Below are 22,726 nucleotides of genomic sequence, written 5' to 3'. Positions count from 1 at the left end.
TCGGCCCAAAGCCGCTGATCCTGAGCCATGGATAGGTAGAGGGGAATGGGCTCCCTCGCCTTATTGACCTAGGGCGTTATGGAATTCCACTGGCGCTCAATGGCGCTTCCGGTCAGACCGGCGTTAGCTCATATTCCATTGGATGGGACATCATTGGGAGGACGTTTGATGGGCACTTCACCTGCGACTCGACGTCCGGCAAAAAAGCAAGCGGTGTCTCGCGAGGAGGGCATCGCGGCCTTTTGGCGATTCAGTTCCGATCGAGAGTCGCTGACGGATTCGGAGCGGCTGTACCAAATAAAAGTCGGGTTTCCCACTGAGCTCGTCCAGGTTTTTCGCTGGGCCTTCGACCTGCAAGACCGCCAGCTGGAAACGCTGCTTAATGCCTCCATGTCGACGCTTGAACGACGGCGGCGCATACACAAGCACCTTGATCCTGTGGCCTCCGAGCGTTTGGACAGAATTGCTACGGTCAGTCACTTGGCCGAGAAGATATTAGAGACACCAGTGACGGCCGCAAATTGGATGTCGACACCGAATAAAGCGCTCGGAGGGACTGCACCGATCATGCTCTGCGAAACTGAGATAGGGGCCAAACAAGTTCGCCGTCTCCTTCAGGCCCTGGAGTGGGGCGGTGCTGCCTGATGGCACCTGGCGACGACCGCTGGTACGAAATACGCGACGGGCCTTTCGGGATGCGTCCTGGGAAATCCGACGGGTCGGTGTTGCCATGGTCGACCAACTGTAGTGGTCAACTAATCCCGGACGACCACCGTCGCCCTTCGGATAATGCGGCTCGATCAAGGCAATCAAACCCTTCCAGGGCACCACCTGATCCATCGATCAGGAAGCGCTCGCGGCGAGTCTGCTTACGTTTTCCGGCGTATTCGGCATCGGCGAAGGACATTTGTTTCATCGAGCTCAACCGTTCAGTTGTGTGAGGCGAGTATTTCACCAAATCTGGAAGTCTTTTTCAGAGTTTCCATAAGGGAAAGGAATCTTTCCTCTAAATGTATAAAACACCCGCAAGGACAAAAATTCTTTACTTAGTCCTAAAGCTCTACGCGCAGCGTAAGCTGCGCGCCCAGGTATTAAATGCGGCAACGAACTACCCGATTGCATCGGAAACTACCGGTATTCCGACAGTGAAGATCGGCAGAAAACGGCCCTGAGTGTGTAAAAAAGCTAGATCCCGTTTCGATCCTCAAGGCTGAGCGGCTGTCCGACTTCGTAGCCTGATCAAGGCACGATGTCCCTTCCTGATGAGCTAAACCGCCCCAGCAACGCGCCAGATTGTCGGCGCTGATTGACCCGCCCGCCCATTAGGCCAAGGTAATTTGAACGACATTCCTGCATGCACAACGTAATATCCCTCGGATTGGCCTGCCCCCCCGAGAAATCGGTACGAGGCTGAGGGGTGGGTCATTAATGAAGGGCGTACAGAGCGAATTAATTTTAAGACGCAGAAAGTTGTTGCCACTGCTCGATATATGTCATATCCGCCTCTATTGATGACAGCAAAGCTTCGCAGGTTTTTTTACTTTCAACAAAGTTATCTATAGTTTCTGATTTTGCGTGTGCCATAAATTGCACATCATCTAATTTTCGGTTGGCCATAGTAAGCTTTTTTTCTAGAAGCTCTTTTTCTGAAAGTAGCGCTGCGCATAAATCATCAGGAAATAACTGATACTCTAGCTTGGTGATTGCTGTAAAAATATCTTTAACTTCAGAGCTTGTTTTGGAATGAACAAAGTTTAGTCCAGTTTCATCAAATGCATGGTGCTCCTGGTTTTGACCCTTCCAGTTGATAAGATCTTTCTTTATAGTATTTAGGTGAGTGGTATCCTTGGCCACGGCTGCTTCAATCAGGTCGTACATCGACTCCAAGCTGATTTCCAATAAGTTGTTAGGCTTGAGATGTCGTTCCGTGAATACCCCAGTGATCGAGCATTTATTATTTATGCAGTACTTTACGACTATGGTTTCTAGCCATATGCGACAGTACACTAAGGCTTGCCTTACATCTGATACTGTAAGTGCTGCCTGCACTTTGCTTGAAAATCCAGAACTGTAGTCAATTATCATCAGCCCTTTATTAGTGTATTTTAAGGTTCTGCTAGTAAACGTTTCGCTGCTCTTCTCTGGTGCTCCGGTGTTGCAATACCTCTCCCAGAATAAGCGATCATGGGTTGTGATGATTTGTTGGGTGGATTTCAAGTACGGATCGTTAAACATTAGTTTGATTATATTTGCCCGGTGGTCGGAATCTATAGCATTTACAACGTCATCAAATACGATAAAGGGGTATTTATACTTTTCTGCAACTGCGAGTAAAAGTGCTAAACCCAGCGACCTGAGGTGTCCCTCGCTAAGAGAGGAAAATGCATCGTGTACTAAATCATCCGCCAAGCGGATTTTGATTCTGTATCCTGTTGTTTGTCTGTCAAATTTTATCGCGTAGATTTTTTCACAATCATCATCGTGCTCGTTGATTTTCTGATAATAGTTCGTGGCTTTGTTTTCAATGCCGGTTATTTGGCTTTCTTCAACCTCAAGCTTGTACTTTAAAAGGTCGCTATACAATATCTGATATTGGGATTGAATATCAGTGAGTAGGTGGTTATATTTGTTTTCAGTGTTTAGGTCATAGTTATATAGTTTTAGTATGCCATAGAACTCCTTCAAAGTGCCTGCAAGACCTCGAATTCGTTTCAATGAGTCTTGAACGGCGCTTTTTTTAATTTGTATGTTTAGTATTGATGCTTGCAATGCATCTATCTGTGATTGTTTTTCTAGGTGCAGGGTGTTGTTGTTTTTTCCTTGCAGTACCATTTCATGGCATTTTTCTAGGTAAGTTAATACTTCATTTTTGTTCGTTGTAAGCCATTCAATTCCGAGAGCTACAAGCGATCTATGCTCTGAAGGTAAGAGCGTAGGCATGTTGAGAGCTGCTAAATTTTCTATGTTCGTGGCAAAATCACTTAAAGCTATCCCTTTTGTATTGTTCTCTTGTGTTGCGGTGATTAGGTCTTTTATGATTTTGGTGCACGTTGTCAATTTCCCTTCGTTTACTTTAAGGCCTTCTTGCAATGCTTTCAAAGTCTCAAAGCGATTCAGTTCTTTTTTTGCGCGAATGAAAGGGTTCTCCACGGTGTCATCAACCGGCGTTAAGCAAGCGGGGCATCTTAGATTTTCATCTTGTGATCCCCCTATTTTATCAATCACCTCGAACAATTTTTGGAAGTCGATCTCTGATAGATTATCCGCAAGATCTGCGACAGAGGTGTCATAAGAGAATACGGCTTTACGTAGTGTTCGCAACACAGCTTCATATCTGTGCTTAGTGATGTACTGTGGGAGAGAAAGTGTTTTAAGGTTTCTAAGTTTATCTTCTTTATATGCTAGAAGACGTTTTTTATATTCAAACCGTTTTCCCATTTCGAATCGGTCGTAACGATCTAGTCCAAGCTCTAAACATATTTCCTTTCTGCTGTTGTATATTTCTTGGAGGTGTTGTTTCTTTGTGTCAAGATGTTCTCTATGATGGTTTTTTAAGTTTTCTATTTTTTCTTTAGTTGAATATGATTTTAGATGATCCAAATTAAAGCTTTTTGGAAGCACAAAGCGCTGTATTAGCTCCTCAATTTCCTCAAGACCAAATAGGGCTGCTAATACATCGCGTTCGACAAAGCTAGTATCTTTTGACCCTAGAAGTGAGAACTCTTGAAGTCGGTTCCGATCTATAAAACAAGTAGACCATTGGGGGCTGCTTCTGAAGTTAGAACCATCCGACGCTTTAAGAACCAGATTTACCTTTTCTTGGCCGCGGCGAATGTATTCATTAAGCTTTGTATGGCGGCGATCAGCTTCCTTTAACGACCCTGTAACGATGTACTCGATTGCCTCACAGAGAGAAGTCTTGCCGCCACCATTTGGTGCATAAAATATGTTTTTCCCCGAGGAAAACTTAATATAGGTGCCTTTGTCGTCGCTAGGAAGAGCCCCAAATCCCCGGAAATTTTTTACCCTCATCGCACCTAGAGACTTTAACTCTATTGGGTTTGCTAATGTAGAGACTTGGCGGCTATTTAAAAGTTTTGCGTATTTTTCCTTGCGGCGAGGAATATTGATTTTTAATATGTCTCTTCCCAATTTGCTCAGTTCGTCTTTTATTTTGTCACTTAGCTTGCCTTTCTCTAGTCTTCGCGAAAATACAATCCATAAAGAAATTAGATAGCCTTGTGTTTTGTCGTCGAGATTTGCTTGGGCAAACTGTTCAATATGAAGCGCCATGCTTTACTCGCTTTTTTAGTTATTGAGCGGTGCGTGTTTGTGTATCAGTCAATATTATTAAGGTTTCTGGCCGGCCAAGCTGGCAGTAATTCATCGTCTCCATCATTGGATGGTGATTTTTTATTTGGTCGATAAAGTGGCTAGGGGGTAGTGATGTCAGTTTGGCTAGCTTTTCAAGAATGTCTTCGTACCAATCCGGGTTTAGTGAGTTTATATTCTCACTTGCCTGAATGTGAATTTCATTATATTCGATGTCACTAATTAGTGCTAAGTCGTCTCTGAAGTAATGGAGCATGTCTGTCGTATAGGACATTTTCAAAAACGTACTAATCATGCTTCGCCAGGAAATTGCATTAAAGTCAAGTGCCTTTAAGACTGGCAGGAAACTGTCTATCCTAAACAAAATCCTAGCCATAAAGATTGCGGACGGAGTCGCTTCTACTGGTAAAAATGTTCCGATAACACTAAGTGCACCTGACCGAAGTAGCCCATTCGCTACAGATGCATGAGAGCCGCTTATTGGGCTAGTCAGGCATGCGCTGAGCATAACTATAGGAGGGATTCTTGCCTTTTCGTATAAGTCCCATGTATTCAATTTCTCCTCCCCAATCGCAAGCCAACTAATACCATCAGGACCGTCATGGTCGCCATGACAGTCAAAAATCACAATCGCACCACTGTAGCTATTCAATGCAGATATGGTTTCTTCGATTGTTGCGACGTCAATAAATTCTACGGAGAGGCCATGCTTGAAAGGGAAAGTTTCAGTTGCTACTTGAAGATAGTTTTTAATTGGGTCGTGTGGTCGGAATGAGCGTATTACTAATATATTCAGTAGGGAGTTTTTGTGTATGTATTTTTTCTGCCCTGCGAAGCTGAGTTGCATTAGCATGTTGCCCGGTGTTGTTGGTATCTTCGATACTTCATGACTAATCATTAGCGGAAGTTTATTGAAGTATAGCCATTCTATTGGGGCGTCGCTTATTATCTTGCAAGCACCGCTTTTCGTATTGATGTGATTGATCAGTTTTTTGTCTATATCACCGATTAAGCCTTCAGTTAATTTTCTAAAAGCTTGCTGAAATTTTTCGCTTGAATTAGGGTTCTCTTTTTTTGAAAGCTGTTCAATTTCCTTAAGCTGTTTAGATCTGAGATTTACACTATTAGGTAACCGAATTGCGGGTAAAAACTCACTGGTGGCTATGAAGGCCGCACAAAGATTCGTTATAAAAAGCTCTTTTTGTCGGGAGGTTATTATTAATCTAGCCATCGGGTCATGATATGGATTATTTTCGTCAGCCCCTTCAATAGATATTCCAGAATATTGGCGGTTTTTGAATATTCCATTTTTTATTAATTCTCGGTGCCACTTTAATTTTACTTTTCGTAAAATTTGATTCCAGTAAATGCCACTCATATCTTGGTATTTTGTAAATACAGATGGTGCGTACAACACGATTTCTTGGCGGCCGTCATATACTTGGGTATTTATTATGCTGAATATTGATTCCGCATTTTCCAGCATTGCGTCTATATAAGAGTCGGGGTCGGATGCGACCAAGGTTTCTGACTCTGTAAACTCGAAGCCCAGTGCGTGGTGTGTTAGTTCTCCAGCTACTGTGACGCCGGAAGAACGAATAGGAAAAGGAGCTTTGAGATTGTAGGTGTTCCTAGTTTTTTTGGACGGGTGTTGACCTGTTTTGTGTAAGTGAATTGATATGTATTGATCGAGTACGTGGGATGAATGAGTGGTTTGGTTTTGAAGGTTTATAACGTCATAGGTATCATGATCGATGAGGCTTACAATGAGTGGGGGATGTTTAAATTTTCTACAGGTTCGTATGACGGAATCTAAATCTACCGGGCGACAAAAGAAAATGCAAAAGCACTCGCTATGTGTATCAGGAACGGAATCTATATGCGAGGCGCTTATGGGAGTCGCATTCTTGAAAGAAGATTCGCGCCTTGACTCAAGTAGTTGTTCATATGTATGGAAAATTTCAAATGGAGTATTTGGTGCGCAGCACAGGGCATGAAATAAGAGTATTGATTCTGCTTCTGCTAACCCAGGGTGGAACCCCTGAAAGGTAGTGAACTTTTCTTCCGTGAGGGCAGGGATTACAAAAAAATAGTGAATTTCGTCCATGATGGCTCCGCTAAGCGTGTTGATCCAGCCATCAAAGCTTAGCCCGGGCAATGTCTATATGCTATTACTCGCTCATAAGGAGAACCAAACAGCCAGTTCGATGTAGCTGCTGTCTATGGGCACAATGCCATCATTCAGATACCATTCGCATCAACGGGATACAGGGACAAGCCCACGGGATTTATCGGTGTCTGAAGCTAGCACTGACAGCGTTTATTAAAAGCCAGCAGGAGCTGTGGCTGAGACGAGCTGGTTGCCAAGAAGGCACTATTGCCCTAGGCGCCGCTCGATGGGCTGCAGGTCGGCAATAGGGAAGCCATTATGCAAATCGTCGTTCGGGGCAATGGGTTGCACAAGAGCGAGACAAACGCTCTGGATCAGATGCAAAAGCACCTGCGTGAAAGCTGGTTCGGTTACGCATCGGTATTGGTTGCGGATAAGCAGGGTTCGATGGAGTTCGACCTCATTGTCGTTACGCATGACCGCGTGCTCGTAGTCGAACTCAAGGAATGGCACGGCAAGCTGACCAACTATGATGGCAACTGGATCATTACCACCCCGCGTGGCGAGCAGAACAGGGGCAAAAGTGCCTATCACCGCAAGCGAGACCAGGGGTATCGTCTGGCGGCCATACTCAAAAAAGAAATAGGACACAAGCTGTCCTACGACCCCTACGTCGAAGCGCACGTGGTGCTCTGTGGTAGCGCGACGCCTGAGCACCTGCCTGAAGGGGAGCGCAAGTACGTTCACACCCTTGAAGACTTTCTGAAGATCGCGGGCAAAGGCTACGAGAGCTTCGTTCAGCAAGTGCGAATGATCAAGTTCGACGAAGTGGGCAGGCTAAGACCCAACAAAGCCCAGCCCATTTTCGACAGCTTCTTTCGGGGTAACCGCGTAGAACTTGCTGAATTCCAATACCTGGAGTACACCGCTGCTCATGCACCAGACCGCATGCATGATCAGCATCTGTTCAGTGAGTATCCCGCCACCAACGCCGGCCCTCCTATTGGCAAGGCCATGATGCGTCGCTGGGATTTGGCAGCTTTGGGGTTGGCATTTCACGATGACGAGACGTGGCGCCGTGTGGTGACGCGAGAAGACTTTGTCTTTCGCACCGCCAGCGCTGCGAACAGCCCGCTAGAAGATTTTCTTCTCAGGCCTTTGTCCCCGATGGTTGAGGACAACATCACCAGTGACTGCGTCGAACTGTTCGAGATTCGCAAGAACACCCTGCGTCTTGAGCAGCACCTGAATCTGCATGGCCACAAATGGTCGGTTGACGATCGTCTTGACCTGACCAAGGCTCTATTGGCGCCCTTTGCCGAAATGCACAGCATGGGTTTTGCGCACCGGGACATCGACACGCAGAACCTTTGGTACTCTCAGGATTCGCGCATCGTCTTGGCCTCCAGTTTCCACGCCGCCTTCGTCCCTGACAAAGGCACGGTCAAGGATCTGGCCGAACGCCTAAAAAGCAACACGACTCTCCTGCCCGAAGATGTTTATGCCTCACAGGGTGATGTACTCAGCCCGTTTGCCAAAGACGTCTACCTGCTGGCCCTGGTCGCCCACAAGATTTGTTTTCACTGCGCCAAGTTTGTCCTGGAAGAAGGCATTTGCGTATGGCGCTCGGTGGCCAGTGATCCCTTCGATGGCAAGCTTGACGGATTTTTCGCCAAGGCAATGGATCTAGAGCAGAAGAACCGCTTTGCCAATGCTTCTGAAATGCTCGCTGAATTTAACACCCTGGCGATTGGCAAACCGCTGCAATATGACGACACTCAGGAGGTCATGCAGGAGATTGCTAAGGGCGATTTCGTCAAGGCCGATTGGAACCCCTACATGCTGATGAGCTACTTCCCGCCAGCGCCAGGGATCGTTCCTATCGGCACTGCAGAGAAAATGGTTTATCGGTGTGTGTTCGACTCTGAAGAGGCACTATTCAAGTTCTGGCCGAAGGCCGTGGTCGACCTGAAGAATCCTGGCACCAACCGCCGTATCCTGCGCATGAGAAAGCGCATTGAGCAGTCCCTTGAGGACGAATTGCCACTGCCAGCGCTGCTGACCCATGGCATGTTTGCAGGCGGCAACGGACTGTTTGTCGTCACGCGCTTCGAGCAGGGCACTGGCTGGCCTGAATTTGTTACGACCCTGGACAAACTTGAGCAAAAGCTGGAGGCCGCTTCGGCACTCTGCAATCTGCTGATCAACGTGCATGGCCGAGATTTTGCGCACGGGGATCTGCACCCAGACAACATTCTGGTTCGTACAAGCGATGAGGGTGACCCTCTTTCGCTGATGTTCATTGACGCACTCGATTTTGGCGACACCTCTGATCCCTACAATGTCGAATACGGCCCGGCAAACCCGGCCAGCACCGACAGCTTTGGTCGCGACTGCTATGCGCTCTACAAGATCGTAGGCGAGCTCCTAGGAGCTGAAGCCCCTAAATCTCTGGTCGCCGAGTTAGCTTTGGCTAAAGAGCAACCAAACGGGATTCCCGTTGCCATCGATCCGCTTAGTGAGAGCCTCAAGGCAGAGCTCGAAGCTCTTCGAAAGCCTAAGGCACCTGAATTACCTGTGCTGAAATTTGTGGCTGACGTCTTCCGGTGGCCCACAGAAGAGACATTACTTCAGGGCAGAGAGTCCGCGTATTACCTGCGGGTCGAGCGCGCTGACCGCAATCCAGAGCAGCTATACATCAGGCTGACCGCGCTGGACAAGCGTCTGGCATTCAATTTTGATCCCGTGCACCAGACGCTGTCTTCGCCTTGGCTCTCCGATGTGTCGTTCAGCGATTACATTTCGGCAGGGCACAAAGCTCAGGCTACCTTCATCCAACCCATCACCGTTCAAAAAGGTATTTCAACTAAGGCTACCGATGAGGCGTTCGTACGCTTTCTGCTGAGCCAAGAGCCCGTGCAGAGCTTCCTGAAGAAACCCGAGTCGGTGTCAGGTGAAGAGGAGGGCGGTGAAGAAAGTGATGAGTTCGCCGATCAGAGCATCAGGCCATCGGCTATCTGGAAGGCAATGCTGGAAACCGAAGGCGACCAACTGATGCGCGTCGAAATCGAGAATGCCGCCTTTGAAGAGAGCGCTAGTGGCGCACTACTCATTCCCTATGTGCCGCAAAATGGCCAGGATCTGGACTTCAACGAAGATGCCGGTGACATCGGCATCTTCCTGGAGGGCGAGAACCGCCCGTTTGGTGAGGTGGTGGCCGAAGAGTGCAGTTCAACACGAATGGCTGTGCGCATTTTTTCTGCCGGCATTCGCAGCGTTAAACAGAAGCTGACGCCGGGCACGGAGCTTATTTTTGAGTCCAAACTCAACAACGCCTCTCGCGAGCGCCGCAAGAAAGCCATGGAGCGCGTGCTCAACGGAGTGTCCCGAATTGCTCACCTCCCTGTCTACTTCGATCAAGCCGGGGCCCTGCAGTCTAAGGTGACTGGCAAGATCCCGGATGAAGTTGCAATCCGAGAGCGCTATGACTCGGATAAGGGGCAACTCAATCCACGCCAAGTCATCGCTTTCCAGCGGGTCATCTCCGAAGGGCCGATCGGTGTATTGCAGGGGCCGCCTGGCACGGGGAAAACCGCCTTCGTCACCAAGCTGATCCACTACCTGTTTGAAAATGAACTGGCGGGTAACATCCTGCTGGTGGGGCAATCACATGCCTCGGTGGACACGGTCGCGCTCAAGGCTCGCGAACTGTGCTCAGAGCTCGGCACAGACGTCAGCGTCATTCGCCTGGGCCACGAATCGGCCATTGACGATCAGATGCTCCAGTGCCATTCCAGTTCAATTCAGCGCCAGATCCGTTTCAAGTTTCAACGTGAGTACGAAAAGCGGATCAATGCCCTGGCTTCCCGGCTCATGCTCAGCCAAGATCTGGTTGAGGAGCTGGCCAAGCTGCACCGCAGCATCAGTCCGCTTCTCGATCGTATGCGCACGTACACCAAGCAGAGGGACGATATCGTTTCCAAGCGCCAAATCAGCGAAGAAATCCGAATCGAAAGGGTGATGGACTATGACAACAAGATCAAAAGCTGTGTCGAGTCACTGCAGCATCACATGGACAGCCGGGGCTATGAATTCACCCTGCCATCGCCCACCGCGCCGGAGTTCTGGCGCGAGTTGTCCAACCAGGTGGCGCGCCAGCACGGTGTGACCAATCAGCTGGCCCTGCAGCGCCTGAACAACCTGATCAGCATCAGCCAGGACTGGATCGATGTTTTGGGCTCGGGAGCGGCCAACTACGACAAGTTTCTGGTCAAGACCTCCCAACTGGTGTGCGGCACCCTGGTAGGCATTGGAGCGGGTGCCTTGCACATCGAAGAGATGGAGTTCGACTGGGTCATCGTCGACGAGGCAGGCCGTGCGCAAGCTTCGGAGCTCATGATTGCCATGCAGTGCGGGCGCCGCGTTTTGTTGGTGGGCGACCACAAGCAGTTGGCCCCCATGTACGAGAAAAAACACGTGCGCGCAGTGGCCAGGAACCTGCAGATTGATGAGCGTGAAGTGGTCAAGACCGACTTCGAGCGCGCCTTTACGGTGAACAATGGCATTACCCTCGACACTCAGTACCGAATGATTGAGCCGATTGGAAACATTGTCAGCCACTGCTTCTATAACGACGAGCTGCACAGCTACCGCAAGAAAGCGGACTCGTGGTGCGATGAACTTCCGTATCCGTTCAACAAACCTGTCAGCTGGATCGACAGTGGTTCGGGAGAACGCGCGGTCAATGAGGATGAGCCCCAGAAGGGTAAATTCGTCAACAAGCATGAGGTTGCGATTTGCTTGCACTTGCTGCGTCAGCTCGCAAGACCCGAACACATGGAAAAGCTGAATGCCAAACGTACGCCGATGAACCCTCAACCCATAGGGCTGATCACCATGTACCGAGGTCAAAAGCGCTTGATCGAGGAAGAGTTGAGTCGTGCTGAGTGGGCGGCACCGCTTCGAGATGCAGTCAGAATCGATACGGTTGACTCGTACCAAGGCAGCGAAAACACGTTATTAATTCTTAGCTTGGTGAGGAACAATGACAAAGGCCTCCAAGGCTTTCTTGTTGATCAATCGCGAATCAATGTTGCCTTGTCCCGGGCCAAAGATCGCTTAGTCATCATCGGTTCCAGGAAAATGTGGAGCGGGGTGAATACACCAACTGCACTAGGGAGTGTGGTCAGTTATGTGACCGAGCAACATGCCAAGTCACCTGATGATTACGAAATCGTAGATGGCACCACTGTGATCGAGGGTCAGCGCCATGAGTGAAGAATACCAAGCCGTTGATGCCTCAGGCTTTCGCATTTGCAACACAATCTCCCTGCTTTTGCCTGCATACCAGTATCAAATAAGCTGCTCATGGACGAAGGAAGTCTCCTTGCCTGCGGTAGAGGAGTTCACGTGTCGTCTGCTGTTGGCCTTGCACGAAGTGCTGCCTGGAGAGATTCGTGAGTATTTCGGCTTGTCCAAGCGCGAATGCGAGGTATTGATCGAAACTCTCATCCGAAACAAGCTGGCCGTCTACACGAATGACGGACATTTGACGCCTTCAGCGATGCTCACAGATCGCACCAAGGGAAGCACATCGGCCAGTCCGAGTCTCACCAAGTATGAAGAGCGGATCGAGCGCCCGATTTTTGAGTTGCTGACCAAGACCATAATGCCGGCCAGTCAGAACAATCGCACTCGCTGGGGGCTGCCTCAAATTCCGGTGCCGGCGGAAAATAAAGCTTGGTCCGTTCAGGCTGTGGCAGATGCCTTCGGCGACCAGTATCGCGCTTTTCTGGATTTCTCCAAGCTGCCCGAGTCCGAAGCTCGGAAGACCAGGCTCTATAAGGTCGGTGCATGCGATCAGGCGGCTCCAGTGAACATTCAGGTGGATCTGGAAATCGGTCTGCTGCCAACCCAGGCGGGCAATGTCGAAGTCATCAAACGCGTTGCCGAGAAAGTTGGCGGCACTCGCCAGCGCCCCTTAAGTATGGAGCTCGAAGCCAAGATTTCCGACTATCTCAATAGCTTACGGATGCCTAAGGGCGGCATGACTCCCCAAGCCTATTGCGAGGAGTTCGGGGATGAAGTGTTAACCCGCTATCTAGATGACCGAGGTCTGGATATCAACACGTGGCTGATCGATCATAAGGAACGTAGGACGGGCTACGGCAGCCAAGCCACTAGGGCTATGATCGGGCCGGTTTACGACAACAACAACCGGATTACTTTGGGGCGGATGCTCGAAGACCTCTCTCGGGACTGGCCAGAGGGTCAGGTTCACTCGGCATTGTGGCTGTCGAGCTCTGTGCCTCTGTGGGCAGCCAACGGGACATTGCTCAGCGACTTCTGCCGCAGGACCGCTGATAAGCTCAGTGAGGCGCCTCATGTCAAAGGTCGAATTACCGCTATCGTCCCATTCGATGAAAAAAGGGAGTTCGGCCAGCTGCGCAGCACGTATCACAATCGGATTCCTAACGGAATTGCTTTTGAAGGATCGGATCTTCAGGACCGGTTCGAGATCTTCCTGGTCCCTGGGCAGTTGGCCGTGGTGCAGTACCACTTTCAGCCCAGTGACGAGAGCGCAGCGACGGTCCCGATTGGTTACATCACCTGTGATCCGCAGCGTGTTGCCCACATTGACAGCTTCCTAAATTCCCGACTGTTCGGGAGAGGTGAGGGCCATGTGGTGTGGAGTGAGGATTCTGAGCGAGACATCACTAATCATATGGAAAAGGATCGCCTGGAGCTGATTCAGTCCAGTGGTCTCGGACTTCCGATGTCTAGCCAAGTGAAGCTCACAATCAAGAAGCCGACTAAAAAAATCTAGTGGGCTATAACATGCTGCTTTGGAATTTTTACAGTTCTATATGTTCAGCTCAACGGGGCGTTGTGTGCACGCGGCGCCTCGGTCGAGGCGCCATACCTAAATGCTCCATTCAATTTTAGGCTGATGGAGGCGGTTCATGCTGATCGGCTTCGTCGAGCATAGGTAGATACCAATTGATACTCGAATTCCCCGGTATACCTTGGCGCAGAGCGCCTTAGTAATGGAAGCCCTGTCCGCTGTTGATCGCGGATCATGGTTTGCCAGGTCAACTCCAAGGTGCGAAATTGATAGAAATGGTAAAGGCGAATGGCGCTCTACCGCTAGGATTCTCACGTCCGGCTACGCGCTGGATCCCTCGATTGTGCCTTCCTCAACGACGTATCTGGACAAGCCCTGGTCTCTGAATGATTTGGTGATGGCAGTTGCTAACCTGCTTCAACCTGATCGCCCCCTCGAAAAACACTAAACTGCGAAACGCCCGCTGAACGATTTAGCCAATCTGTTGCGTCGACCGGTTGAATCCACAGACCCAAAGTAGACACTTATCGGCCAATAGCAGACAGTCGAATGCGGTGAGGGCGATTAGAACGCGGGCTCAGTCGTAACGAAGTAGAGCCTCTGAAGCAAATCCCTATTGGCGCTGCAAGTGGGCTTCTGAACTTCATTGCGGACATCCACTGGTGAACAACTGCAACGGGCGATTAGCGGGTATAGCTCATTCATCGCCTACCTGTCGTTGCCAGTACGAAATTCCCGACACCGGTTAGCGGGACTGGCGTTCTCAATTTCAAAAAAAATACCAAGAAACCTTGGCGGGGAATTATTGATTAAAAATTCTTACAGTAGAATCAAATACTGTATAAAGAATTATGCAGGGTGAGTCGCATGCCCATTCATGCCCTATAAAAACAAAAATGGTACCCACGATGTCATTCTTGAAAGGCTTCTCAATCGGCGCCAAGCTTCTTGTGCTTCCCGGTTTATTTGTGCTCGCTCTACTGGTCGTCTCGGTGCTGGCCTACCGCGGGCTGGCCAAGCAACAAGCGGTGATCGAGGAGATCGACCAGTTGCGTTTTCAGCAGTACCGCCAAGTACTGGAAACCGCTGCGGCATCGCAGGCAGCGATGGTCGGCGCTTATGCCGCTGGCGCACGCATCCTCGAATCCAATGGGCAAGCGTCCGCGGAGGACCTTGAGTCGTATCTTGAAGATATGCAGGCCAGTGTCGACGACATGCGCGCAGGGCTAGATAAGGTAGCCCTTGAAACCCGTTTGGGTGACGAGGAGAAAGCGCTCTACCAGGCCGTACAGGAACAGGCCGCCGTAGTCGGCGAGGGCCTTGCCGATTTCAAGCGCACTGCCATGAATGACCAGATCCAGGCTGCATCGCTGTTGGGGCGGGTACGCGCTGACAACAATGGTTTACAAGGTCAATTCAACCGCCTGTTGGGCCTGCAGGCGGAGCTGACCTCCGGGGCATTCGCCGAGGCGGGCGCCACCCAACGGCAGGTTTCACGGATGCTCGTCGTGGTCTTGCTGGGTGGCAGCGTACTGGCGGTGTTGGTGAGTCTACTGTTGCGTGCGCAGATCATTCGGCCCATCCGGGAAATCGAGCAAGCGTCGATCGACATGCGCGATGGTGATCTGACCCGACGGGTGCGGGTCATGGGGCGAGATGAGGTTGGTCACACCGCGCTGGCATTCAACGAACTCATTGATAGCTTCCAGCAGGCCATGCGCAAGGTGGCTGGCGTCGCGGCATCGGTCGGCTTTTCCGCGGAGGAGTTAGTTGGCGCTTCGGCGCGTGTGGCGCAAAGCTCTACGGCACAGGCCGGTGCGGTGGGCGCGGTGTCGACGACCATTGAGCAAATGAGCGACGGGATTGCGGCCATCTCCAGTCATGCCGAGAGCCTGCGCAGTTGCGCCGAAGCCAGCTTGCGCGGTGCGCAGGACGGGCATTTGGCGCTGGCGCGACTGCTCGAGAAAATCGACAGCGTACGCCATGCATTCTCCGCCATCCGCGGCTCGGTGGGCGATTTCGTCGAGAGCACTACGGCGATCACCGCCAGTATCGGTCAGGTCAAGGACCTTTCCGCGCAGACCAGCATGCTGGCGCTCAACGCGGCGATCGAGGCGGCGCGGGCGGGCGAGAGCGGACGCGGCTTCAGTGTGGTGGCAGATGAAGTGCGCAACCTGGCGCAACGCTCTGCGCTGGCAGCAAACTCGATCAACCAGTTGACGGTGAAATTGGAGAGTCAGTCCGGGGTTGTTGACGAAGCCCTGCGCGCCGGTACGGTGGCATTGGACGACAGCGGGCGGCTGCTGAGTGAATTGGAAAGTACCCTGCAACAGGCGACGGAACTGGTCGGCGACTCAACGCGCGGGGTGGACAGAATTGCCGATGCGGTGAGCGTGCAAAGCGAAGGCGGGCGGGGCATCGTCGCCAACGTCGAGCACATTGCGCGGATGGCTGGCGAGGGCGATGCAATCACCCATCAGGTGTCCGGCGCCGTAGTGTCTTTGCGCGAGCTGTCCGATGAGCTGAATCTGGCGGTGGGACGTTTTCGCTTCGAAGTCTGACGGCGATTATGAGGGTTTGCTGGCTTGAAGCTTCGGCGTTCTGAAGATCAGCAACAGCGGCATGATCGCGATGGACAACAGCATCAAGAGCTTGAAGTCATCCAGATAAGCGACCCAACTGGCCTGTACGGTGACCATGCTGTCGAGCGCTGCGCGGCCGGCGGCGCTTGCTGGATTGAGATGGCTGCTGGCGGGCCAGGCATTGAGCAGGTGGTTGAACGGCGTCACATAGGCACCGATTTCGGCATGGTTGATTTGGGTGTTTTGCGCCAGCAGTACCGTCACTATCGAGATGCCGACGCTGGAGCCAACATTGCGTGAAAGGTTGTAGAGGCCGGTGGCTTCGCCGCGCAATTGTGGGGGCAAGGTGGTGAAGGCAATGGTGGTCAGGGGAACGAATAACAGGCCGAGGCTCGCGCCCTGGATAAAGCCGACGTAGATGATGGTGTCGATGGACACTTCCGGGGTCCAGCGGGTCATCATGTGCATCGACCAGGCAGACAGCGCCAGGCCGCAAAACAAGATCCAGCGGATATCCATCTTGCCCATGATTTTCCCGGCCAGGAACATGCTAAGCATCGTCCCCAGGCCCCGCGGACCCATCACCAGTCCGGCGGTGAGCACCGGGTAGCCCATCAAGGTTTGCAGGTAGGGTGTCATCAATGCCAGTGACGCCAGATACGTAATGCCGATGATGAAAATAAACACGACAGACACCGAGTAATTGCGGTCCTTGAACAGTTTCAAGCTGATAAAGGGCTTGTCGTGGGTAAACGTGTGGACGATGAAAATGTACGAAGCGATGGCGGCCACCAGCGCCTCCAGGATTATTTCCCCTGAGTCGAACCAGCCCAGTTGTTCCCCGCGGTCGAGAAACAATTGAAACGACAGGATAGCCACGCTGAGAGAACCAAAGCCCAACCAGTCCAGGCGTGCGGTTTTGTCGACCGGGGTTTCCTGGATGAAACGCATCATGCCAATAAAGGCGAGCAACCCGATAGGCAAGTTGATGAAGAACACCCAACGCCAGCTGAGATGTTCCGTCAGCCAGCCGCCGAGCATCGGACCCAGCACGGGACCGACCATGACCGATACTCCGAACAAGGCCACTGCCGCGCCTCGGTCTTTGAGCGGGTAAATGTCCAGCAGTATGCCTTGCGACAGCGGCACTAACGCCGCACCGGCCAGCCCCTGCAGCAGACGAAACAGGATGATTTCCTCCAGGGAACGGGCGACGCCACAGAGCACTGACGCCAGTACAAAACCAAAGATCGACCACAGCAAGACGCGCTTGCGACCAAAACGTCTGGCCAGGAATGCCGAAGGCGGGGTCATGATGGCGGTGGCGACGATGTAGGAGGTCAGCACCCAGTTAATCTGATCGGCACTGGCCGACACGCTGCCTTGCATATAGGGCAGGGCGACGTTGGCGATGGTGGTGTCCAGGGCTTGCATCACCACTGCCAGCACCACGCAAAGTGTGATCAATACGCGCAGCGGCGAAGGCGGCAGAGGCCCGGTCACTTCACTCATGATGGCGGGCGAGCAAGTCGGCCAATGGTTTCGGCAGGCCGCGGGCGGTGCCGGTGTCGATCTCTACCACGGCACTCATGCCGTGGCGCAACGCAGGTTTTCCCGCCGCGTCGTCAATCCGGATCCGCACCGGAATACGCTGCACGACCTTCACCCAGTTGCCGGTTGTGTTCTGCGCCGGCAGTAGCGAGAAGCTGGAGCTTGACGCCGGGCTGATGCTTTCGACGGTGCCATGCCACGTGACTCCGGGGTAGGTGTCTACTTCGATGGTTGCACCTTGGCCGGGATGAGCATGGGTCAGTTCGGTTTCTTTTGGCGAGGTGGCGACCCATAAGTGTTCGCTGGATACCAGACTGAAGCCCGATTGCGGTGGTTGCAGGTAAGCGCCCACTTGTAACGAGTCAACGTTGGTGACTACGCCGTCGAACGCAGCGGTCACCACGGAGTTGCGCAGGTTTCGTTCGGCCTCATTCAGTGCCGATTGTGCTTGCAGGTAGGCGGGGTGTTGCTCCAGAGGCCTGTCCAGCCTTCCACCCAGTTGGGCCAGAGCCGTCGCAGCCTGGGCCTTGGCTACCGCAACCTGTTGACGGGTATTGTCGAGGTCCTGACGGGCATCGTCGTAGATTGTTTTTGATACGGCGGCAACGCTGACCAGCTTTTCCAGGCGTTGAAGATTGGTCTGGTAGTAGGGCAGGCGTGCTTCAGCCTGGGCGATTTCGGCCAGTGACTGGTTGTAGCTGGCCTTGAGGTAAAGGATCTGGTTACGCGCGCTTTCCAGTTGCGCGCGGGCACTGGCCAAGGCGATTTCAAAGGGTTCTGGCTTTAAGCGAAACAACACTTGGCCCTTGCTCACGACTTGGTTGTCGCTGACCTCAATGGCCGCCACGATCCCGGCCACATCGGTCGAAACGCCCACCCGTTCGGCCTGAACGTAGGCGTTGTCGGTACTGACCACTTGGCCACCCAACACATACCAGGCGCCACAGGCCACGACGATGATCGGCGCCAGCAAAAACAGGCCGACGCGCCAGCGTTGCCGTGCCGCGCCGGAGGTTTCTGGCCCATGACGATCAAGGGCTGGAGCTTCAGGCGTCTGTGCTTCGGGTTTCGCCAGTGGGTCGAGTGGTCGTGTTTCTGCCCGTACCGCATGGCGCTGCACTGTGGACTCAGCCATGGGTCACCTCGCCCACCTCGAAGTCAGTGAACTCATCCACCGGCTGACAGCAAGCCGTCAGTAAATGTTCACGCATGCGTTCGAGGTACTGCAGCAATTGATCATGCTCCTGAGAGGAAAAATCGGCCATGGTTTCCACTCGGGTCTGCTCGCCAATGGTGCGCATGAATTGCAGCAGCGGGTGGGCTTGCGGGGTGAGAAATAACAAGGAAAAACGGCGGTCGGTGGGGTGGTTGCGACGTTCGATCAAACCGCGCTCCTGCATTTTGTCCAGCAAGCGCACCAGCGTGACTGACTCGATTTCCAGCAAGTCGGCCAGGCCCTTCTGGTGAATGCCCTCATGCGTGGACAGTTTCGCCAGAACTTGCCATTGAGAACGCGTGAGTCCGGCTGCGCGGGCCCATTGTTCGAAGCGTTTACGCATCAAGCGGGCAACGTCATGGAGGACAAAACCGAGGGTGGATTGGGTCATCGTCAGCGCACCTGAAGTAAATGAGCATGCTCATGGTGATCAGGCTTATAGGTTTTCTGTCGAACCTTTTCAAGGAATAAATGGGCATAAAATTAAATAATGTTCATATTTATGGGGGTAAATTGATTTATATGGCTCCGTATTCATTTGTTTGTAGCGTTTTTTGAGTGTTTCCTGGGCTGTTAATGTGGTTGTGTGATGATGAACATAAAACATTTAACTGTTGATTTTATGGTTGCCATCACAGCGTTGTGGCGCTACCGTTAGCGTTGCTTGCATGACAAACAACTGCCCAAAAAACACAACAACAATGAGGCAAACCGATGACAACCCCTGGCTGGTGGGCCATGGCGCTTTCCGAGGCTGTGAATGATCAAAAGCCATTGGCCGTGGCCTTTGGTGGCGAGGAACTGGTCCTGTTCCGCAACGCAGCCGGGCAGGCGCTTGCTCTGGAAGACCGTTGTCCACATCGGCGTGTGCCGTTGGCGCTGGGACGAGTGGTCGAGTCTGGTTTGCAATGTGGTTACCACGGCTGGACCTTTGATGGTGCCAGTGGCGGTTGTACAAAAATTCCCAACCTGCATGCTGATGAGCGCGTGCCGCCGCGTTATGCCGCACGGGCTTTCCAAGTGAGCGAAGCCAATGGTTTCGTCCACGTGTGGTTGGGTGAGGGCGCACCGCAGGGGGAGCTGCCCAGTAACGATTACCGGCCAAGCGGTCGCGAATTTACCGGTTCCACCATCGTCAACATGAGTCACGATCAGTATCTGGCGGCGATGCTAGACGGTCCGGAATGCTTGCTCGGCTTTACCCATGTGCGGCTCACCGATTTCTTCCTTGGCGATCTGCGCAGCGAGCAGGGGCGCGTAGTGTTGGAGCGCGGCGCGGTATGGTCCACACAATTTCTGCCGTCGCAGTTTGTAGTGGATTACCCCTTGATTGTGCGCACCGCCGTACCCCTGAGCGGCGGCAGTATTCGGGTGGATTTGCTCAACGAAGAAGAGTTGTCGCTGATTACCCTGATGATCGCAACCGGGGCTAACCGACGTGGCACCACGAGCTTGTGCTGGCGAGGTTTTGTGCATGAGCAGGTGCCGGCTCATGCACCGTTGCGTTGGCGTTTTGCCCGCGCACGCAAACAGGCACCGTTCCAGGTGAAAAACCTGATTGACGGCGTAGCCGTCGCGGCCCTGTTGCAAGCCCCGTCCCGCGACCTGCGAGCCTTGCGCCAGCCGTATTTGATTGCCGCTAGCGCCGTCGTCTAAGCACCGGAGAAATCACCATGCATGCCGTGCCTTCCTCTACCGAAACTCCATCGCGCAAAGCGCGGGGTGACTGGACACCGATCAACTACGACCTGCGTGACACCTGGTTTCCGGTATCCCACAGTCGTGACCTCAGTGCACAGCCAATCCGCCGAATCATTCATGCCCAACCCTATTACCTGTGGCGGGAAAACGGGCGGCCGATAGCTGCTGAATTTCATCCCTATCGCCTGCGTGAGAATACGCGCGTGCTGACGGAATTCACCGGAGGCAGCGGGTTTTATCCGCTGGTGGAGCGCTACGGTTACATCTGGGTCTGGTACGGCAACCCTGAGGCTGCCGATGCGCTGTTGCTGCCGCACATCCCGTTTCTACCGCGAGACGGCAGCCTTCCCGGCTACACCCAGCGGACCGTGCGGTTTGATGCAACTTCGGCGCTCTCGGTCGAAAACCTGATTGACCTGACCCACGCCGATTTCCTGCACGCCAATACCATCGGCGACGGCATCAGTGAGTCGGATGAGGTCGAGGTGCAATGGACCTCTGAAACGGTGACCCGCACCCGCACCGTCGCACAAAAATCAGTGGCACCGATCATGCGTTGGGTGGGCGGAGTGCGCGCCAAATACCAGGATTTTCGCGCGGTGTTGCACATCCATTTGCGCAGTAATGTATGCATCTCCTACCCGCGATTTCGTCCCGGTTATGACGTGCCTAACCTGCAACCGTTCTTGCCGGTGGGCAAGCATCGCTCGCGCTGTGACGTCACGTTCAATACCACCTCAGCGCCGTCCCCGTTTCGCTACGTGATGCCGCGCATCAACTACATCATCCAGCCCCAGGACAACTCGGTGGTGCGTCCACAGAATCAGCGCTATTTCGAGACCGATGAGCGACGTGACCTGCATTCACGTTTCGATACCCCGGGAACTCGTTATCGCTACCAGATGGAGCAGTTGGTCGAGCGCCAGCGCACCGGCCAATTCGTCTATGGCAGCGACGCTGAACCCGGGCGCGATATCAGTGCCTTGTTGGGCATGAACGATTGACGGCATCACACAAGGAGTACGGCTATGGATCTGGGCATTGGCGGGCGGATGGCGGTGGTATGCGCGTCCTCACGAGGGCTTGGCAAAGCCTGTGCGCTGGCATTGGCGCAAGAGGGTTGCGAGGTCCTGATCAACGGCCGCGATGCCGATGCCCTGGCGCAAACCGCGCAGGACATTTTTCTCGACACTGGCCGGCTGCCCCGCACGGTGGTGGCGGATCTTTCCACCTCTGCCGGGCGAGCGACATTATTGGTCGCGTGCCCGATAGTCGACATCCTGGTGACCAACAACGGCGGCCCTGCGCCCGGTCGTCTGGAGGATTGGGATCATGCGGCATGGCTGGCCGCGATTGAGGCCAACATGCTCTCGGGCATCCTGCTGATTCAGGCGGTGGTCGGCGGTATGCGTGCGCGAGGTTTTGGCCGCATCGTCAATATCACCTCGGCGATGGTCAAGTCGCCACGCTTGCCCTTGGGTTTGTCCACGGCGGCGCGTGCGGGGCTGACTGCGTTTTGCAAAGCCCTGTCGATCGAGGTGGCGCGGGACAATGTGACCATCAACAATCTGCTGCCGGAACGTATTGAAACCGATCGCCTGCGCTTCATGACCGAACAGTTGGCCAAGCATCGTCAGCTCAGTGTTGAAGAGGCGCGGGTGGAAATGCTCAAGCCGATCGCCGCACGACGATTTGGCCAGCCGAGCGAATTGGCCGCCGCCTGCGCATTCCTCTGTTCGGCACAGGCTGGCTACATCACCGGGCAAAATCTGCAGATCGACGGCGGCAGTTACGCCGGATTGATTTAGCCGCCCCGGCGATCTTTCCAATCGGCGGGCGGTACTTCGCTGGCGTCGAAGTCCAGTTCTACTTCAACCCCATTGGGGTCCTGCATGAACAGCTGCCACGTGCGCTCGGCGCCGGGAGCACGGATCACCTTGAAGCGCACGCCGTGCTCATCCAGGTGCGTCCACATCCTCTGCAAGCCCCGGGCGTGAAAGGCCATATGGTCGAGCACGCCACGTCGCGGCTCCGGCATTTGTGATACGCCCACCACATGCAGAACGGGCTGATCCTCGGCGTACAGCCAGAATCCGGGAAGCGGGAAAGGCGGGCGCGGCCCCTCCACCAACCCCAGTATTCCAATATAGAAATCCCGTGTCGCCTCCAGTTGGTCGGAGACGATGGTGAAGTGGTCCATGCGCAGAATCATCGCAACGCCCCTGATCGGCTTTTTAGTGATATTTAGACGAATTGTTATTTGTTGTTCATATTCATGCTTATGATTCTATATTCGGAATACTAATCTATCTATGGAATTTCGTATTGATGACTTAGGGTAACGCCATGGATTCGTTCTGCAGCTCTGCTGCAAAACGCTAAGCGCAGAA

At 52.9% G+C, this 22,726-nt stretch carries 13 protein-coding genes and 2 pseudogenes; 8 read left to right on the top strand and 7 right to left on the bottom strand.

The annotated features are described in order from the left end of the window. Nucleotides 1-168 precede the first annotated feature (168 nt). Nucleotides 169-645 (top strand): antitoxin Xre/MbcA/ParS toxin-binding domain-containing protein, encoded by a 477-nt coding sequence (locus tag KGB25_RS05330; RefSeq protein ID WP_223434496.1) that lies wholly within the window; start codon nt 169-171, stop codon nt 643-645. Nucleotides 646-762: 117 nt separating this feature from the next. Here the strand turns inward: KGB25_RS05330 and KGB25_RS05325 are convergent. The 3 genes and pseudogenes from KGB25_RS05325 to KGB25_RS05315 all read right to left on the bottom strand — a co-directional run. Continuing rightward, nucleotides 763-916: pseudogene (locus tag KGB25_RS05325) on the bottom strand (IS5/IS1182 family transposase); the annotation flags it as partial. 539 nt (nt 917-1,455) lie between these two features. Continuing rightward, a complete protein-coding gene (locus KGB25_RS05320) occupies nt 1,456-4,293 on the bottom strand; it encodes an ATP-binding protein (RefSeq protein ID WP_223434494.1) in 2,838 nt (945 codons plus the stop codon). Between the two features lie 19 nt (nt 4,294-4,312). Next, the gene (locus tag KGB25_RS05315) at nt 4,313-6,439 is read right to left on the bottom strand and encodes a CHAT domain-containing protein (protein ID WP_223434492.1); all 2,127 of its coding nucleotides are present in this window, start codon (nt 6,437-6,439) and stop codon (nt 4,313-4,315) included. 321 nt (nt 6,440-6,760) lie between these two features. Here KGB25_RS05315 and KGB25_RS05310 point away from each other — a divergent pair, with 321 nt between their 5' ends. From KGB25_RS05310 to KGB25_RS30495, 4 genes and pseudogenes are all read left to right on the top strand, one after another. Continuing rightward, nucleotides 6,761-11,719: an AAA domain-containing protein gene (locus KGB25_RS05310; protein ID WP_223434490.1), complete on the top strand. Its 4,959-nt coding sequence runs from the start codon at nt 6,761-6,763 to the stop codon at nt 11,717-11,719. Continuing rightward, nucleotides 11,712-13,268, top strand: coding sequence for a hypothetical protein (locus KGB25_RS05305; RefSeq protein WP_223434488.1), 1,557 nt, complete (start codon nt 11,712-11,714; stop codon nt 13,266-13,268). The genes KGB25_RS05310 and KGB25_RS05305 overlap by 8 nt, the downstream gene beginning before the upstream one ends. A gap of 869 nt (nt 13,269-14,137) precedes the next feature. After that, a pseudogene (locus tag KGB25_RS30500) lies at nt 14,138-14,983 on the top strand (HAMP domain-containing protein); the annotation flags it as partial. An 18-nt stretch (nt 14,984-15,001) separates the two neighbouring features. After that, nucleotides 15,002-15,847 carry a methyl-accepting chemotaxis protein gene (locus tag KGB25_RS30495; protein WP_411740525.1) on the top strand — a complete coding sequence of 282 codons (846 nt, stop codon included), beginning with the start codon at nt 15,002-15,004 and terminating at the stop codon, nt 15,845-15,847. A 6-nt stretch (nt 15,848-15,853) separates the two neighbouring features. Here KGB25_RS30495 and KGB25_RS05295 read toward each other — a convergent pair whose 3' ends face one another. The 3 genes from KGB25_RS05295 to KGB25_RS05285 are packed head-to-tail and all read right to left on the bottom strand — an operon-like array spanning nt 15,854 to nt 19,026. Next, a complete protein-coding gene (locus tag KGB25_RS05295) occupies nt 15,854-17,380 on the bottom strand; it encodes a DHA2 family efflux MFS transporter permease subunit (RefSeq protein ID WP_223434483.1) in 1,527 nt (508 codons plus the stop codon). Next, nucleotides 17,373-18,554: an HlyD family secretion protein gene (locus KGB25_RS05290; RefSeq protein ID WP_223434482.1), complete on the bottom strand. Its 1,182-nt coding sequence runs from the start codon at nt 18,552-18,554 to the stop codon at nt 17,373-17,375. The genes KGB25_RS05295 and KGB25_RS05290 overlap by 8 nt, the downstream gene beginning before the upstream one ends. Then, entirely contained in the window at nt 18,547-19,026 is a 480-nt protein-coding gene (locus KGB25_RS05285) for a MarR family winged helix-turn-helix transcriptional regulator (protein ID WP_223434481.1), read from the bottom strand. Before KGB25_RS05285 ends, KGB25_RS05290 begins: the two co-directional genes overlap by 8 nt. A 323-nt stretch (nt 19,027-19,349) precedes the next feature. Here KGB25_RS05285 and KGB25_RS05280 point away from each other — a divergent pair, with 323 nt between their 5' ends. The 3 genes from KGB25_RS05280 to KGB25_RS05270 are packed head-to-tail and all read left to right on the top strand — an operon-like array spanning nt 19,350 to nt 22,144. Then, nucleotides 19,350-20,291 (top strand): Rieske 2Fe-2S domain-containing protein, encoded by a 942-nt coding sequence (locus tag KGB25_RS05280; RefSeq protein WP_223434479.1) that lies wholly within the window; start codon nt 19,350-19,352, stop codon nt 20,289-20,291. Nucleotides 20,292-20,308: 17 nt separating this feature from the next. Then, nucleotides 20,309-21,340, top strand: a complete 1,032-nt coding sequence (locus KGB25_RS05275) for an oxygenase (protein ID WP_223434476.1) — start codon at nt 20,309-20,311, stop codon at nt 21,338-21,340. A gap of 24 nt (nt 21,341-21,364) precedes the next feature. Then, nucleotides 21,365-22,144, top strand: a complete 780-nt coding sequence (locus KGB25_RS05270; protein WP_223434474.1) for an SDR family oxidoreductase — start codon at nt 21,365-21,367, stop codon at nt 22,142-22,144. Here KGB25_RS05270 and KGB25_RS05265 read toward each other — a convergent pair. Further along, nucleotides 22,141-22,548, bottom strand: a complete 408-nt coding sequence (locus tag KGB25_RS05265; RefSeq protein WP_223434473.1) for a VOC family protein — start codon at nt 22,546-22,548, stop codon at nt 22,141-22,143. The genes KGB25_RS05270 and KGB25_RS05265 overlap by 4 nt on opposite strands. Between the last annotated feature and the right edge of the window lie 178 nt (nt 22,549-22,726).

This window comes from Pseudomonas sp. BF-RE-21, from assembly GCF_019947305.1.
Lineage (GTDB): Bacteria > Pseudomonadota > Gammaproteobacteria > Pseudomonadales > Pseudomonadaceae > Aquipseudomonas > Aquipseudomonas migulae.
The sequence above is the reverse complement of the archived record's forward strand: the minus strand, read 5'-3'. Positions and strand labels throughout refer to the sequence as shown.

Excerpts from the sequence above, each read along its gene's own strand:
- KGB25_RS05265 (WP_223434473.1), bottom strand. The coding sequence starts at position 22,548 with ATGATTCTGCGCATGGACCACTTCACCATCGTCTCCGACCAACTGGAG.
- KGB25_RS05310 (WP_223434490.1), top strand. The coding sequence starts at position 6,761 with ATGCAAATCGTCGTTCGGGGCAATGGGTTGCACAAGAGCGAGACAAAC.
- KGB25_RS05330 (WP_223434496.1), top strand. The coding sequence starts at position 169 with ATGGGCACTTCACCTGCGACTCGACGTCCGGCAAAAAAGCAAGCGGTG.
- KGB25_RS05285 (WP_223434481.1), bottom strand. The coding sequence starts at position 19,026 with ATGACCCAATCCACCCTCGGTTTTGTCCTCCATGACGTTGCCCGCTTG.
- KGB25_RS05295 (WP_223434483.1), bottom strand. The coding sequence starts at position 17,380 with ATGAGTGAAGTGACCGGGCCTCTGCCGCCTTCGCCGCTGCGCGTATTG.
- KGB25_RS05280 (WP_223434479.1), top strand. The coding sequence starts at position 19,350 with ATGACAACCCCTGGCTGGTGGGCCATGGCGCTTTCCGAGGCTGTGAAT.
- KGB25_RS05270 (WP_223434474.1), top strand. The coding sequence starts at position 21,365 with ATGGATCTGGGCATTGGCGGGCGGATGGCGGTGGTATGCGCGTCCTCA.
- KGB25_RS05305 (WP_223434488.1), top strand. The coding sequence starts at position 11,712 with ATGAGTGAAGAATACCAAGCCGTTGATGCCTCAGGCTTTCGCATTTGC.
- KGB25_RS05290 (WP_223434482.1), bottom strand. The coding sequence starts at position 18,554 with ATGGCTGAGTCCACAGTGCAGCGCCATGCGGTACGGGCAGAAACACGA.
- KGB25_RS30495 (WP_411740525.1), top strand. The coding sequence starts at position 15,002 with ATGCGCAAGGTGGCTGGCGTCGCGGCATCGGTCGGCTTTTCCGCGGAG.
- KGB25_RS05275 (WP_223434476.1), top strand. The coding sequence starts at position 20,309 with ATGCATGCCGTGCCTTCCTCTACCGAAACTCCATCGCGCAAAGCGCGG.
- KGB25_RS05320 (WP_223434494.1), bottom strand. The coding sequence starts at position 4,293 with ATGGCGCTTCATATTGAACAGTTTGCCCAAGCAAATCTCGACGACAAA.
- KGB25_RS05315 (WP_223434492.1), bottom strand. The coding sequence starts at position 6,439 with ATGGACGAAATTCACTATTTTTTTGTAATCCCTGCCCTCACGGAAGAA.